Raw genomic sequence first — 15,694 nt, 5'->3', positions numbered from 1 at the left:
AGTTCTCCAGCCTACTGTTTAAGTCGATATATTCGCATATTAGCACTTTCTGGTTTAAAATGTCTCTCTCCATTTCCACCGCTCAAACCTTCTGTGGGGCCGAGCATAAGAATACCATCTTGGTGTAGGGAGCGGGCAAACAGATCCATGACTCGGTTTTGGAGTGTGCCATTAAAATAAATGATAACATTGCTGCAAATAATCAGCTGAAAAATATTAAAGACACCATCGTTGACCAGCGTGTGTTGGCAGAACAAAATTTTCTGTTGCAACATCGGTTGTACTGAAAAAAAGGGACCGTGGGGTACAATGTAGTCATCAAAATTGTGCTGACCGCCACTACGTTGGTAGGTTTCACGAGCGGTTGGCAGTTCATGACTAGGGAAGAGTCCATTACGGGCCTGCTGTAAAAAAATGGGGTTAATATCGGTGGCATAGATTTGGCTGCGTGTGAGCAAACCCGCCTCATGTAGTAAAATGGCAAGGCTATAACAGGTCTCACCGGTGGCACAACCGGCCAACCAGATACGTATGTGTGGAAAGCTTTGTAAATAGGGAAAATAGTTTTCCACCAAATGGGCAAGCTGTTCCGGATGGCGAAAAAATTGGGTCACACCAATAGAGAAGGCTTGCAACAAGCGGTCAAAACAGTCCGGCTGGGTGAGCACTTTTTTTTGAAAACGGAAAAAACAGGCCGAGCCCGATTCGCTGACCATTTTCTCAATGCGCCGCTGCTGTGTCCCTGTGGCATAGTCTTGAAACGCATAACCATAGCGGCTCTCAACACCCTGCAAAAAACAATCAACAACCCATTGGCTGGGCGGCAGTTGCGGCTGAGCGGCGGCGGCAAAAAAACTGGCGATCTCTTGCCAAGAGAGCCGCATGGAAAAAGGCGCATCCATCATTACCTGTTCATCTGATGTGACCCCTTTACAGTCACTGCTTTGCTGCTCGGCTAGGGCCAACCCATGCCGCTCTTTGATCAACCCCATGGCCTCTAGCCCATCTTCTCCTTCTCCCCCCAGGAGCGCAGCCATGAGGGTCGGGCCATACTCATAGGCCAAAGACTCAAAGAGCTCTCCAATAGAAGGGCGGGCACGCCCTTTTTCTCCATCGCAGGTAAGATAGACCAAACCATCGGTAATCCGCATGTTGCGACCGGGTGGGGCAAGGTAGATGGTACCCGGTTGAACCGTCGCAAGATGGCGGGGAATAAGCAGCCGATAGGCGGTGGTGCTTTGCAGTAAAGGGTCCAGCAGGGCGATCTCGTGCTCAGACACATGCGAAACAATGAAAAGCACCAAATCACTTTTTGGTAGCCGTGCAACGATGGCGAGAATTTTCTGCAAGCTCTGAATTGAACCGCCTAGCGCCAGAGCCTGTATGGTGGAGGGCTGTATGGGGGGATTGGGTTGGGAATAGTGGCTCCCTTTAAAACGAAAGGGTAGGCCCAAACGGTGCAAATCTTGGGCGAGGCTCGAGTGGTAGATTATAAGGGTGGTGTGATTCGTGGGTTGGTTAAGTTGGGCATGGAGCGCCGTCAAGGTTGTTGCGGTAAGCACCGCGGCATCATAAAAGATGATCTCGGTTGGCCCAGCATGGGGCTGGGCGATGGCCTTTAATAAGGCTTTTTCAAGGGTTTTATCCAGCGGCCCAAGCAGCGATATCTGCCGTTTACCCTCTGGTCGCTGGTCAATGAACAGGCTCACACGGTCCTCTTTATCCAGGTTTGCACCATGTTGATCAAGATTTCATAATCGACGGGTTTCGAAAGATAATCATTGGCTCCGGCATCTAAGCATTTCTGTTTATCTTCTTTCAACGCTTTAGCTGTCAGTGCGATAATCGGTATTTCACAGTAGCTGGGGTTGGCGCGAATCTCATGAATCGCCTCATAACCATTCATTTCTGGCATCATAATATCCATCAAGATCAGATCGACCGAGTGCTGTTTAAGTATTTCCAATGCTTTGAGACCATTGAGAGCTTTATGCACCTCCGCGCCATTTTGCTCCAGCGAGGCTGTCAGCACAAACAGATTGCGAGGGTCATCATCCACCGCCAAAATGGTGTGTCCTTCTAACCGATTTTGGCCAAAAGGGTTAACCTTGGTGATGCCCGCCCGAGAACGCTTTTGGGTCGTTGAGGTAAGAAACCGCTCAATGCTACGTAGCACACGGTCACTGGCCTTAGGGGCCTGTTGAATGATGTGTTCGGTTACGTCATGCAGCTCACTCAACTGCTGCTCGTTCAAACTACGGCTGCTGTAGATAATAATCGGCAGCTCTGGCTGATGCTGGCGCACCTGCTGGCAGAGTTCCACACAGGTCATACCCTCAATATCGTAGTCGGTCAAAAACAGGTCGAAGGGATGCCCTGCGGTTTTTGCTAAAACCTCTTCAGGTTTTTGTACAACAAGTTGTTGCATGCCAGCGTTCATCGCTTTTTCGGCAATGAGGTCTTGTTGCAGGGCAGGACCTTCTAAAATGAGCAGGGTGTGGTAGTTGGCGGACACGTGTTGCAACAATGTCCGTTGAGCTGTGGCAATTTGGGCATCATTGACCGGTTTTTGTAAAAAGCCGATGGCTCCTTGGTCCACCAAGGCACGCTGTTTATCCTTGGCCGAAATGATATAAACCGGAATATGACGTAGCTCCGGTGAGCGCTTGAGTTGCTCCAGCACCTCCTCTCCCCGCATATCGGGTAGACCAAGATCAAGGATAATGCCCACCGGATGATGGCTCTTGGCGACTCTTAATCCCTCGCGACCATCATGTGCTGAGAGGGTATCCAAGCCTTGCGCCTGATTGATGTAAGAGATGTTTTCCACAAACAGCAGATCGTCATCAATCACTAGGATCTTAGGCCGCCCCTTGAGCAAAAATCTGGAGGGAAGCGGCGGCATCAAGGTGGGCTCGGCGGTTGGTCCGTTGGTCTCAGAGAGCGGTGCGTTAGGCTCCGTTTGCCCGTGCTCGGTGTTCTCATGAGGGTGGGCTAAGGGCAGCAGTAGGGTAAATTGGCTGCCTTTGCCCTCTTCACTATGCAACTCGACCTCTCCCTTTAAGAGGGTGGCAAAGCGATGGGTAATGGCGAGCCCCAACCCCGTACCCCCATACTGACGCGAGATGGAACCATCCATTTGACGGAATGCCTCAAAGATATAGGGCATTTTATCTTTAGAAATGCCAATGCCGGTATCCGTCACACTTAGGCGAATGGGGTATTGTGGATGATCGCTTTTGGCCAACCTTAAAATAACCGAACCCTGGGCGGTGAACTTGATGGCATTAGAGAGCAGATTGCGCAGAATTTGCACCACCTTTTGGTGGTCACTGGTAAAGCAGCCTTGAAGCTGATCATCAAAGCGCAACTCAATCTTTTTCTCCTGGGCGCTATCCCGGAACAAGGGCTCTAACTCTTCGACCAATTCTTGGCTATGCACGGTTTCTAAGTGCACCTCCATGCGGCCAGCTTCCACTTTGGAGAGGTCTAAGATGTCGTTGATCAAACGCAATAGATCGTTACCCGCATTATAGATCACCCGCGTCCGCTCGATACTCTCTTGATCCAACCTGCCGGTTTCATCACGTGACATTAAATTTGAGATTAAAATAATGGCATTGAGAGGGGTGCGCAGTTCATGGGACATGTTGGCCAAAAAGTCAGATTTAAATTGACTGGCTTCCTCAAGCTGTATAGCCCGCTGATTGAGCTCATGCTGAGAGTGTTGCAACGCTTCGTTATTGATACGCAGCTCTTCGGCTTGTTGTTGCAATAGTTGTTGCTGATGCTCCATCTGCGTATTGCTCTGTTGGAGCTCTTCGGTTTGCTGTTGTAGCTGCTGCTGTTGCTCTTCAAGTTGGGCGTTGGCAAGTTGGAGCTGGTGGCTTTGGGCCTCGGCACGTTGAGTCGCAGCCTTCGAAAGTACCAGTAGGTTGGCAATACGCTCACGCTGGAGACTGGTAAACAGAGTGGCCGCGATTATTTGGCAAGCGGCATCTAAAAATTGGCGATGCTGTGTGTTAAGTGGGTTAAGGGTCGCCACTTCCAACACCCCTTGTAGACGGTCCTCGTAGAGCAGGGGTAGGGTATAACTGTTGCGGGCACTAAAGTTTGCAACGCCACTGCTTAATTGGTCCGCAGGAGGCGTGAGGCATTCCAACAAAATGGGCTTTTTTTGTGCTGCGGCTTGTCCAACCGTGCCCTCATTCATGGAAAACCGCTGTTGCCCTTCATCGTGTTGGGTAAACATATAGCGGCCGACCAACAGCAGTGGCTTATGGGGTTGCGTCTGATCGTCATAGATATAAAGGCCACCGCGACCTGCCTGAATAGCCTCCCCAATCAAGGTGATGGCTTGTTGGGCCAAGGTCTCGGGGGTTAAATCACCGGAAAGGTCGTGGGTAAGTCGATTCAAATTTTCGTTATGCCATTCACGCTGGCGTTGCTGTTGTTCATTGAGCTGTAGGGCGAAACTCATGTTATTGATGGCATTGCCCAACACATCATATTGGGAGAGTATTTTTACGCGTTGGGCATAGTTACCCAAGGCAATGGCATTGGCTTGATCGGTGAGGGCCTGCATGCTCTGCATCAAGCGTTGAGTCGAGTCGATCATGCGCCCCATTTCATCAGCATGCGGGTAATGAATCGGTGTGACCGTTACTTTGCCCTGGCCGAGTTGTTCGAGCTGCTCTGTCATGGCGAGCATGGGGGTAATGATGGAGCCGATGGAGTAACGAATGGCACCGACAACGGCCAATAGCGTAAGGGCCAAAATGATGAAAAAAATGGTAACAAAGTTACTGCGTTGGACGAGCGCCTCTTTGCTATCGATAAAACCCAATAAAAACCAATACTTGGTGCGATCATGAGGGTCGGGATAAATTCTCTGGAAACTGACCAAGTGTTCAAACCAGTCTATGGAGCCTCTTTCCAGGTCTTTGATTTTGGCCAAGAGTTGGGGGTGTTCAGAGGCGCAACCTGCCGAGTGATTTAATAAATGGCCCCAGCTTTTTCCCGCTTCTGGGTGGTAGAGATAATATCCCTCTGGAGAAACCAGATAGTAGCGACGATAGGCATCCATATTGGCATGGTGGATAAAATCCAAAAAGGCGTTTGCCAAGACGTGGATGACCATTACGCCATATTTGACACCGTTTTTGCCGTAGACCGGCTGGGCAAAGCGGATGACGGGCACCACCGGTTTTTCAATTTTGTCGTTAACTTTATTTAGAGTCAAAGCAGAGACATAAAGCCCATCTTTGGGTAGCGCATGCGTGGCCGTAAAATAGTCGGACTGCTCTCTGTTGGGTATTAATGGGGTGGTGGCTAAAGCCTGCTCATTGGTGGCTTCGGTACTGTGGACATGGATCTGTTCGACCCCCTGATTATCTAGAAAATCGATGGCTAAATAGTCGTTGCGGGCCTCCAATAAGGCGCGAAAAGTATCTATTGTGGCGTTTTTCCAGAGCAGTGTTTTGTCAGCCACACCAAGATCGTTCCAGTACAGATAGCGGTTAAGGGCGTAGTAGTTAGAGACAAAGTGGAGATCCTTGGGTACCCCACTCAGATAATTGGCAATGGATTGAGAGAGCGCACTGGCTTGGTTAGCAACCACGGTTTGGGCTTTTTCTCGATAGGCCTTGCTGGCATGGCTGTAGCCGTAAAACCCCACCGCCGCAAGGGAGAGTAAAACCACCATGTAGAAGAGCAGGGTAAATTTCGCGCCCACCCCAAGGCGAGAAAACAGGCTAAATGGGGTGGGTAGGTGAAAAGATAACGACCTCATGGCGGGCCCTTTTTAACGTACAGTCTGAATTTGTTGTAACTTACGGGTAATCCAACGGATGAGCTGGTGCACATCCGCAGGCTTTTTATTGGTATAGAACTTTGCCTGTGGTGTTACCTCGGTGCTCAGATCCAGAGCGGCTTTAATGGTTTGCAGTTCAGCTAGACACATACCCACCATATTAAACACATCTGCTGGCTCGATGGTGCGTTGATTTTTAAAAGAGGTAAAGTCGGTGCGGGGGATAACCATATCTCGTTGTAAACGCTGTATTTCCTTTATTAACCCAAAGGTAGCATCCATGGAATCCATAGGCGTTATGTTCTCAAGCTTAGCCGGTGGAAAGGTGGTATTGTCCAGTTGCAGATGGCTGATCAGTGTATTGACATCTTCGTAAACACGCATGGCCTCGGCAAAAACCGATGAGGGGCTGATGGGTGCGTGATTAAGTTTATCAATAGCCAGTGAAATTTGATGGAGTTTATTAAAAACATCAGTGGGCTGTTTGCCGACCTCCGCTTTGGCTGGTGAGACCTTTTCATCGACACCCAGACGCTTTTTAATGATCGCAATTTCTGTGAGAATGCGTTGAGTCTGTTCATAAACCAGTACCGGATCCAGTTGTTGTACTGGCTGTATGGCGCTGGGAGGAATGGTGGGCAGCCCGTGTTTGGAGCGTAAGAGATTGAGTTTTACCAGGATAAAATAGGATTTTTGCCAGACATGGCGCGGTTGCAGATTGGCAATAAACGGCTCAAAAAGTTCCGGTTTGCCAGGAATGATAAAATACTTTGAGAGTATGGCCAGCTCTTTTTCGATCTGCACAGCCTGGGTATAGACTTCAGAAGGAGAAATTTTATGATTTGTATAGCCGACCGATGGCATAGGAAACATAATCAGCAGCAACGCTGCGGCACTCCAAGTTTGCAGTCGTACAAGAAGGCGAGACATGCAGCAAACTCCTAACGTAGCGAGAGCTTGAAAAATTCAGTCTTGGCAACACGCTCATATTAAGCGGCCAAAGCATACCGACATGGTAGCTGAAATCGAGCGATAAGGGGCGTGAAAATCGACATTTTATGAATGAGGCTTGGGCTTTAGCCTGCTTTTGTTGTTAATATGAAAGAAGGGGTTAAAGCCATTCGATAAAGTTGGCGACAAACACGATTTTATGGGGGCCGTCCGCAAATCAAGGAGCATGGGGGAGCAAGACTCAATAAAGGGGGTATTCAGCCCAATGCCTATTTTATTTTGGATCAAGCCCCAATCGTCGTATGCTGTGTACGGGGCAATTTCACCTGTCAACGTTAGGGAGCATCATTATGGAGCGTCGTACCTTTATTAAGGGAACTCTCACCACGGCGGGCGCTGCGGTGGCCTCTACGTTATGGGCAGAATCGGCCCAGGCTGAGCCGAAACAGCCCCGTATTGAGCAATATCGTAAGCTGGGTAAGACCGATATTAACATGAGCGACATTAGCTTTGGTGCCGGGCGCTTGAGCAGTGCCTCGCTGGTCTTGCGGGCGATTCAACGGGGCATCAACTATATAGACACCGCCCCCGATTATGGCCCCAGCGAAGCGGCCATTGGTGAAGCCCTGAGTAAATATAAACAACGGGATAAGCTGGTGATAGCCTCTAAATTTTGCCAACCCGGTTATCATCTACCGTTGGGTTCCAAAAAGGCAGACTATATCGCGGCTGTGGAGGGCAGTTTAAGGCGCATGGGTTGCGACTATCTGGATGTGGTGTTTACCCATGCCCTAGGTAGCGATAAAAGCCTGGAACAAGAGAGCCAGCGCCTGCACGATGGCGAGATGTTGGCAGCCTATGCCGAGCTGAAACAGCAGGGCAAAGTGCGCTATTTAGCCACCTCTAGCCATGGTCCCTACAACATGGAGACGCTGCTGTTGGAAGCCGTGAATGGTGGGTATTATGATATTATCATGCCCGCCTTCAATTTTATGAAGTTTCCCCGTTTGGAGCAGGTGATACAAGCCGCCCAACAAAAGGGAGTGGGGGTGATCGCTATGAAAACCCTCGCTGGTGCCAAGGATAGCCTGGGGGAGCGGCAGGAGGGCAGCTTTGAACAGGCGGCCTTTAAGTGGGTGCTCAAGCATCCGCAGGTGGCGGGGTTGGTGATCTCCTTCCGCAAAACCAGCGAGTTGGATCTTTTTTTGGGGGCCTCTGGGCAAGCCTTTGCCATGGCGGACCAAAAGGTTTTGGATCGCTATGCTGCCCTCTATGGCAACCACTACTGCCGCACCGGTTGTAGCGATTGTGAGCGTAGCTGTGAAGTTGGGGTGCCGGTGGGGGAAATTTTGCGTCAGCGCATGTATTTTGAAGATTATGGTGATGAAAAATTGGCGATGCAGCTCTACAGCCGCCTCTCCACCAATGCCCAAGCCTGTGTTGGCTGCGATCAAGCGGCCTGTGCCGGGCAATGTCGCTATGGGGTGCCCATTCAAGCGGCCCTGGTGGGGGCGCACCGTATGTTGACCCTGGAGTCTTGATCTTGACCCCTGGGCGTGCCCCTGCTCCTCAGCCCGCCAAATGGCTGCGGGGCGTTCTTTTAGGGCTGTTGCCCACTATGGCGCTGGGTATCTGGTGGCATGGCCAGCGCCATGTGCCAGAGCGTGACGCCTCCTTCATGCAGCGCGGTGCGCAACTTCCAGAGCGTTCTATGCCCAGTCGCGTGTTGACGCTGGGCCAGTTGGGCAGCCCCCGCCACTACAGCGCCGAAAATCTCTATGAATACATTAATGGCCATGCGGAGGCCTTTATTTCGGCGGGGTTTGTGGCTCTGGAGGTGCTTGAGTACGCTCCAGAGGGGGCCGATCAGCCGCAATTGGTGGTGGATATTTACCGCATGGGGGCGTCGTTGCAAGCCTTTGGCATCTTGCAAGATGAGGTGGGGGAACAGGATCAAGGGGTGCAGGTGGGGGATATGGGGTATAGCAGTGGCGATCAGCTACAGTTTATCCGTGGTCCCTATTTTGTCAAATTAAGCCGTTTTAGCCCCACCCTTGAGCTACTACCCGCCGCCACAGCCATGGCCAACGCCTTGCAGGGGCAGGGCGCGGCGCTGCTGTTTCCCTTTCCGGCGCTGGGGCAACCCCAGGGCATTCGCTATATCCGCAGTGATTATCATGGGCTGGAGTTTTTGCAGGGGGTGGTGGAGCAAACCTTTATGGTGGCAGATACCCCCCTAAAGGCCTTTTTAATACGTCAACCCCAGCCCCAACTGGCGCAAACCTTGGCCAAGATGAGTCGCTTTTATATGGACGAGGCGATTGTGCAAACCCCCCTTGAGTATCAGGGTATGCCCTACAGCGTGGTGGAAGATCCCTATGAGGGGCGCTGGTTTTATGTCGCCTTTTACGGCCATTTGTGGGGGGTGTGGGGCGAGCCTGACGCGCATCATCTGGATGCGTTGCACGCGGTGTGGCAACGTCTACAGCGGGGGGAGCAGCCATGAGTGGCCGGGGCAAACGCAAGCCGGGGGAGGCCAAAACCCGCCGCCTGTTTTTACGGGATGGGCTGATCACCGGTGGTTTGGCGGTGGGGGCGGTTGCCGGTGGGGGCTGGCTCTATAGCGATACCCCTATGCCGGTGCGACAGGCAAAGGTCGCGACACTGCCCGACTATCGGGTGGCCGTATCGGCCCACTATCCCGTTTTGTCGGTGGTGCGTGGGCAGGATGTGTGGGCCATGGCGTCGGAGTCGGTGGCGCGTTTGGGGGGGATGGGGCGCTTTGTACAAAAAGGGGAGTCGGTGCTGCTCAAACCCAATGTGGGGTGGGACCGTTTTCCCGAGCAAGCGGCCAATACCAGGCCGGAGTTGGTCGGTGCGCTGGTGCGTTTGTGCCAGCAGGCAGGGGCGGCGCAGGTCTATGTGAGCGATCTTTCCTTGAATGATCCCCAGCGCTGTTTTTTTCGTTCTGGCATTGAAAAGGCCGCTCAGGAGGCTGGGGCCAAGGTGTTGATACCGGGTCGAGATGGCTTTATTCAAACCGACATGGGGGGGGAGGTGCTGGGGGTGTGGCCGGTGCTGGAGGTGATGCACCGGGTGCAACGGGTGATTAACCTGCCCATTGTCAAGCACCACTCGTTAAGTCACTGTACGCTCTCTATGAAAAACCACTATGGGGTGATCGGCGGGCGGCGTAACCGGCTGCACCAAAACATCCACACCTCGATTGTGGATCTGGCCGCAGCGGTCAAACCCACCCTGACGGTCATGGACGCCACACGGGTACTTATGCGCAATGGTCCAACGGGGGGCAATTTGGCAGATGTGTCACAACAAAACACGCTGCTGGCGGCAACGGACGAGGTGGCGTTGGACAGTTATGCCTTGAGCTTTCTCAACCTTACCCCCGAGCAGGTACCCTACTTGGGCATGGCCCAGCAGCGGGGTTTGGGCAAGGTGGATTGGAAAGGGCTTAACTGGGTTGAGCGGCAGGTGGGTTAACATGGTGGGTCTGCGTAACATACGGCGTCTATATGCGGGCTTTTTTTTCGGGCTGTTTGTGCTGTTGCTGTGGATTAGCGACTTTAAGCATATGCAGGGCTATGCCACCGACCTACTGCTCTCGTTGGACCCCCTCACCGCCCTGGCCACGGTGCTCACCAGCGGCACCCTGTATGGGGGCTTGGCGCTGGCGCTGCTGATTGTGGTGGGCACGCTCTTTTATGGCCGATTTTTCTGCTCCTGGATCTGCCCGCTGGGTATTTTAAATCAGTTTATGGGGTGGCTCTTCTCCTTTCGGCGCGGCGTGCAGGCGTGCCATGACAACCGCTATCGCCCCATTTTTCAGCTTAAATATTTTATTCTACTGGTGCTGCTGGTGGCGACCCTGTTTGGTCTGTTGCAAATCGGCTGGTTGGACCCTTTGGCGTTGATGGTGCGTTCGTTCACCACGGCGGTATTGCCGGCGTGGCACCATGTAAGCGGGGCGGGGCCATATATTAAAACCCCTCTGTTTCAAGGGGCTCTGCTCATTGGTGGCCTATTTATTGGCATTCTCTTGGCCAACCGCTTTTTGCCCCGGTTTTGGTGTCGGGTGCTCTGCCCGCTGGGGGCGCTGTTGGGTCTGCTGGCGCTGCGCGCACCCTACCGCATTCATCGGGATCTGGATCGCTGCACCGGCTGTAATAAGTGCCAGTGGCATTGCCAGGGGGCGTGTGATCCCCAGGGGCAACTGCGGGTGAGTGAGTGTCATCTCTGCATGAACTGTATAGAATCCTGCCCCGAAGGGGCGCTGCACTTTGGTCTGCCCCAGCAGCGTAGCTCGGCCCACCAATCCTTGGATATTAACCGCCGCCGGGTGATGGAAACGGCGCTGGCCTCGGTGATGCTGATGCCGATGATCCAGCGCAGCGCTTCGGCCCGCACTCTCTCCTCGGCGGGGCTGATCCGCCCACCGGGCGCGTTGGATGAGGTGGATTTTCTGGCACGCTGCATTAAGTGCGAGGCCTGTATGCGGGTCTGCCCCACCAATGTGTTGCAACCGGCGCTGTTGGAGGGGGGCTTTGAGGGCATCTGGACCCCGCTGCTCAATAACCAGATCGGCTATTGCGAGCACCACTGTGTGTTGTGCGGGCAGGTCTGCCCCACTGCGGCCATTCGTCCCATCAGTGTGGCAGAAAAGGTGGGGGCTAAGCCCTTTGAACAGCCAATCAAGCTGGGTACCGCTTTTTTTGATCACGGTCGCTGCCTGCCCTGGGCCATGCAGACCCCTTGTATCGTCTGCGAGGAGGTCTGTCCAACCTCGCCCAAAGCGATTTGGTACAAAAAGGTGGAGATCCCACAGCGCAATGGCACCATGATCGCCCTTAAACAGCCCTATGTGGAGCCAGATCAATGCATCGGTTGCGGCATTTGTGAAAATCAGTGTCCGGTGGATGACCAGCGGGCCATCCGCGTCACCTCGGTGGGGGAGAGCCGCTCGCAAACCAATAAAATGTTGCTAAAAAAGGGCGGCTGAACGCGGTTGAAGCCCCCGTGTTTTGTTTGCGAGGAGGGCCGCTCGATGGCATTTTTCCCCGCGCCCTTTATCGATGTCGGCAAGTCGATGTGGGCAAGCCTAAACTTGGGGTAGATCGCTCCAGCGGGTGGTGTAGGCGGGAGATCTCTGCAACTGGCGCATGCCCCAGGAGGGCTTGGGGGGGCCTTCGGCACCAAAACGCACGGTACCGCGCCCCATCTTTTGGTTAAGGCCGTCGAGGGTGCGCATCAGGGCGCGACTGTTGGGCAGCCTGGGTGGGGGCGCAAACAGGGAAGGTTGAAAATGCTGGGCCGAAACCAGCCCCAACAGGATCACCCCGGCCTTTTGGTAGCGGTAGCCGGGCCGGTAGATGGCATCCAGCGCGGCGTGTGCCCCGGTCAGCAGGGTTAGGGTGTCATCCTGGGGTTGTTGGAAGCTCCAGGTGAGGCTGTTTTTATACTGGAGGTCCTGCTCGCTAAAACGGTTGGTGGTGATAAACAGGTGCAGGGCGGCGGCCAGCAACCCCTGCTTCCGCAATTTTTCAGCGGCGCGTACGGTAAAGCTGGAGATCGCCTCTTTAATTTCGTCATGCGTATGGATTTTTTGACCAAAGGTGCGGGTGGTGGCGATGGATTGACGGGCGGCAGGCAGCGCCGCAAAGGGGATAACCGATTCACCACGCAGCTCTCGCACGGTGCGTTCCAGCACCACATTAAACTGTTGGCGTGCCAAGGGTGGGGGCATGCGGCTAAGCTGTAGGGCGGTATCAATACCTGCTTGGTTAAGCCGTTTGGCCCAGCGCGGCCCCACCCCCCACACCTCGCCAACGGGGAGCTGGTGTAGCGCCTTGCGGCACCATTGGGGGTCGCTAAGGTCCAGTACACCCTCGGTCTTGGGCGATTTTTTGGCGAAACGGTTGGCCACTTTAGCCAGGGTTTTGGTGGGGCCAATGCCCACCGAAACAGGGATACCCGTCCAGCGTTTAACCTGTTGATGGATCGTTCTGCCGAGGATTTGGCGTTGGGGCGCAGGCATGCCTTGGAGATCTAAAAAGGCTTCGTCAATGGAGTAGATTTCAACGCGCGGTGCCAACTGTTCCAGGGTGCGCATGACGCGGGCGGAGAGATCCCCATAGAGGGGATAGTTGGAGGAGAAGAGCGCCACTTGGTGCTGCTTGATGAGTGCCTGGATCTGATGCAGGGGGGCCCCCATGGCAATGCCCAGCTGTTTGGCTTCGTTGGAGCGGGCGATGGCGCAGCCATCGTTATTGGAGAGCACAACGACCGGCTTGCCCTCCAGGTGCGGTTGAAAAAGGCGCTCGCAGGAGGCATAAAAATTGTTGCAATCCACCAGCGCATAGCTCATTTCAGCGGCCAAATTGATGCACTGTGCTGGTCACGACCCCCCAGATGAGCAGGTCGGCCTCTGCGCCGACTTCAATGGGGGTGAAGTTGCGGTTGGCGGGCATAAGAAACAGCTTGCCAGCCCGTTTTTCCAACCGTTTAACGGTCAATTCGCCATCCAGCACCGCAATGACAATCTGGCCGCTCTCTGGCTGTAGAGAGCGGTCAACCACGAGAATATCCCCAGGGTGAATGCCCGCTTCGATCATGGACTCTCCCGCCACCCGCACAAAAAAGGTCGCGGCGGGGTGTTTGACCAAATGTTGGTTAAGGTCTAATTGGGCCTCCACAAAATCATCCGCAGGTGAGGGAAATCCCGCCGCCACCCGCGACCCTGCCAGGGGAATGGTAAAGCGGGCCTGCTCAGCCGGGCGAAACCGTTGGGTCACTCTGGGGGGGGCTGACATGATTGGGCGGCTCTCCATGGGTGTGCTCTCCTTGGGGTGTAAGAGGGGTTGGCCGGCCTCATCCAGAGGGGTGAGACTGCGTGCTTTGTGGGGGGTGTGTCGCAGCCAACCCTTGCGTGCCAAAGCCTGCAACTGTGCGTGTACGCTGGGGGGTTTGATGCCCAGCTGTGCCGACAGTTCGGCGACGGTGGGGGGCAGCCCATGGGTGGTTATGTGGGCGCACAGGGTTTGCCACAGGCGTAATTGAGCAGGGCTTAAAGGGGGGCGAGACATGGGGAGACTCCCTCCATACAGAGCAGCGATACCTAATAAATATTAGGTATCGCGGTAGGGGTCAAGCAAAACATGGGGGTCACTCTATTTTGTGGGGCAGGGGGGCTTACGGTTTCATTTCTGCAACGTGCAGCGGATGGTAGGCGTGGCGGTGGGTGGGCATGATGGCTGCGCAGAATAAAAAGTAAGCTAGCTAGCTCTTGTGAGGGTGAAATAGAAAACGCTCCTTGGAGGGAAGCCCCTTTAGGCCTGCCAAGCCCGTGCTTATGATCGGACTGTCGCGGTTATGAGACTTTTTCACGGAAAACCCCCTCCAAAAATATGACGAGAAAAGGCTGTTTCAAAAAAAACCTCAATTTCATGAAGGTTTACCCGCTACGCCTTGCCCGGGCGCAGACGATCTAGGCGCAGGCGGTGACGCTCATCAAATAGCCGTCTGGCCCCCAAATGCACCGCCAGCATGGTACCAAAACCAGCTCCAGAGCTAACCATGAACATAATCAAAATTTGATAGTTAACCGCCTGGATAGGGTCGGCACCGGCTAAAATTTGACCGGTCATCATGCCGGGCAGACTGACAATGCCCGCCGCCGCCATGGCGTTAAGCATGGGGATGGTCCCGGTGCGCACCGCCTCGCGTTTGATCTGGATAAGCGCTTGAGGCCAAGGCTCGCCAGAGGCTAACCGGGTTTCAATCATCATGCGCTGCTGCCAAGCGCCCTGGGTGAGACGTTCCAACCCCAGGGCAATGCCGTTTAAAGTATTGCCCAGGGTCATGCCCAACAGCGGAATGGCATATTGAGGATGATACCAAGGGGTGGGGGTGAGAACCGTCCACAACACCAGCAGCGTGATGACAAAGGAGGAGACAAACATGGCAGAGAGACCAATACCAAAGCTCCACCACCCGCTAAAACGGCGGGATTGCCGCTGGGTGGCCTCGCGTCCGGCGGCCAAGAGCATGACGCTCCCCATCAGCGCGACCCAGCCCCAATGGGTTTGGGCAAACAAGGTCTTGAGCACCAATCCCAACAGGGTAAGCTGAATAACGGTGCGGGTTGCGGCCATAAGAATGCGCTTGCCCAGGTTTAGCTGTAAGGCGATGCTGGTTGCGGCCATGGCCAATACCAGCAGTGCCGCGAGGCTGAGTTCCCAAGGGGTGATGGGGAGAGCATTCATGGTTGCACCTCACGAAAACCGTGGCCAGGGGTCAGTTCAATGATCTGGGTGGCAACCCGTTTGGCCTGAGCCAGATCATGGGTGATCCATAACAGCGTGGTCTGGTGGTGGGTTCGATAGCGGTTGAATAGCTGCTCAACCAACTGGGTACGGGTGGCATCCAGATTGGCGGTGGGTTCGTCCAACAGCAACAGTTGAGGTTGGCGGGCCAGCAGACGAGCAATGGCCATGCGTTGCCGTTCGCCGCTGGAGGTACGGTGCATGGACCAGGATAAACAGGCCGGTTCCAAGTGCAGCGCCTGAAGCAGGGGGATGGCTGCGTCAGAATCGGTAAAGTGCTCACCCACGCGATCATGCCACCAAGCGCTCTCAGCGGGTAGGTAGGCCACGCGGCTACGCCATTGGGGGGCAGGGGTCTGCTGCTGCCATGCTCCTTGCCACTGCACCTGGGCCGTGTGAGGGTCCAGATCACAAATGGCGCGGAGCAACAAGGATTTGCCACTGCCCGAAGGACCCATAATGGCACAGCATGTGCCCGGCGCAAGACGCAGCGCCAAGGCGTGCCCGTCAGGCAGGATAAAGCCGCTCAGGGAGAGTCCCGCTTGGGGATCTATCTCCAATGTTTGTGTGTGGTTCATTTGAAAAGGCTCTT

General features: G+C 54.2%; 11 protein-coding genes. 4 read left to right on the top strand and 7 right to left on the bottom strand.

The features are described 5' to 3' along the window. Positions 1-11: 11 nt before the first annotated feature. The 3 genes from MMC1_RS20085 to MMC1_RS10810 are packed head-to-tail and all read right to left on the bottom strand — an operon-like array spanning position 12 to position 6,742. Positions 12-1,709 carry a CheR family methyltransferase gene (locus tag MMC1_RS20085; RefSeq protein ID WP_011713742.1) on the bottom strand — a complete coding sequence of 566 codons (1,698 nt, stop codon included), beginning with the start codon at positions 1,707-1,709 and terminating at the stop codon, positions 12-14. Continuing rightward, positions 1,706-5,791 (bottom strand): response regulator, encoded by a 4,086-nt coding sequence (locus tag MMC1_RS10815; RefSeq protein ID WP_011713741.1) that lies wholly within the window; start codon positions 5,789-5,791, stop codon positions 1,706-1,708. The genes MMC1_RS20085 and MMC1_RS10815 overlap by 4 nt, the downstream gene beginning before the upstream one ends. Positions 5,792-5,803: 12 nt before the next feature. Continuing rightward, positions 5,804-6,742, bottom strand: a complete 939-nt coding sequence (locus MMC1_RS10810) for a hypothetical protein (RefSeq protein ID WP_011713740.1) — start codon at positions 6,740-6,742, stop codon at positions 5,804-5,806. Between the two features lie 371 nt (positions 6,743-7,113). Between MMC1_RS10810 and MMC1_RS10805 the strand changes: the two genes are divergently transcribed. The 4 genes from MMC1_RS10805 to MMC1_RS10790 are packed head-to-tail and all read left to right on the top strand — an operon-like array spanning position 7,114 to position 11,780. Next, positions 7,114-8,304, top strand: a complete 1,191-nt coding sequence (locus MMC1_RS10805) for an aldo/keto reductase (RefSeq protein WP_011713739.1) — start codon at positions 7,114-7,116, stop codon at positions 8,302-8,304. 2 nt (positions 8,305-8,306) lie between these two features. Continuing rightward, positions 8,307-9,269, top strand: a complete 963-nt coding sequence (locus MMC1_RS10800; protein ID WP_041641165.1) for a DUF6599 family protein — start codon at positions 8,307-8,309, stop codon at positions 9,267-9,269. After that, on the top strand, positions 9,266-10,264 hold the full coding sequence (locus MMC1_RS10795) for a DUF362 domain-containing protein (protein ID WP_011713737.1): 999 nt from the start codon (positions 9,266-9,268) through the stop codon (positions 10,262-10,264). Before MMC1_RS10800 ends, MMC1_RS10795 begins: the two co-directional genes overlap by 4 nt. A gap of 1 nt (position 10,265) precedes the next feature. Next, a complete protein-coding gene (locus MMC1_RS10790; protein WP_011713736.1) occupies positions 10,266-11,780 on the top strand; it encodes a 4Fe-4S binding protein in 1,515 nt (504 codons plus the stop codon). 99 nt (positions 11,781-11,879) lie between these two features. Here the strand turns inward: MMC1_RS10790 and MMC1_RS10785 are convergent, their stop codons facing one another. The 4 genes from MMC1_RS10785 to MMC1_RS10765 all read right to left on the bottom strand — a co-directional run bounded on the left by MMC1_RS10785 (position 11,880) and on the right by MMC1_RS10765 (position 15,680). Then, positions 11,880-13,157: a Y-family DNA polymerase gene (locus tag MMC1_RS10785; protein WP_227665198.1), complete on the bottom strand. Its 1,278-nt coding sequence runs from the start codon at positions 13,155-13,157 to the stop codon at positions 11,880-11,882. Continuing rightward, positions 13,147-13,863, bottom strand: coding sequence for a transcriptional repressor LexA (lexA, locus tag MMC1_RS21235; protein ID WP_011713734.1), 717 nt, complete (start codon positions 13,861-13,863; stop codon positions 13,147-13,149). Before lexA ends, MMC1_RS10785 begins: the two co-directional genes overlap by 11 nt. A 375-nt stretch (positions 13,864-14,238) precedes the next feature. Continuing rightward, on the bottom strand, positions 14,239-15,042 hold the full coding sequence (locus MMC1_RS10770) for an ABC transporter permease (RefSeq protein ID WP_011713733.1): 804 nt from the start codon (positions 15,040-15,042) through the stop codon (positions 14,239-14,241). After that, on the bottom strand, positions 15,039-15,680 hold the full coding sequence (locus MMC1_RS10765) for an ABC transporter ATP-binding protein (RefSeq protein ID WP_011713732.1): 642 nt from the start codon (positions 15,678-15,680) through the stop codon (positions 15,039-15,041). The genes MMC1_RS10770 and MMC1_RS10765 overlap by 4 nt, the downstream gene beginning before the upstream one ends. Between the last annotated feature and the right edge of the window lie 14 nt (positions 15,681-15,694).

This window comes from Magnetococcus marinus MC-1 (assembly GCF_000014865.1).
Classification (GTDB): domain Bacteria; phylum Pseudomonadota; class Magnetococcia; order Magnetococcales; family Magnetococcaceae; genus Magnetococcus; species Magnetococcus marinus.
Note: the sequence above shows the minus strand (reverse complement) of the source record. Positions and strands in the feature narration are given on the sequence as shown.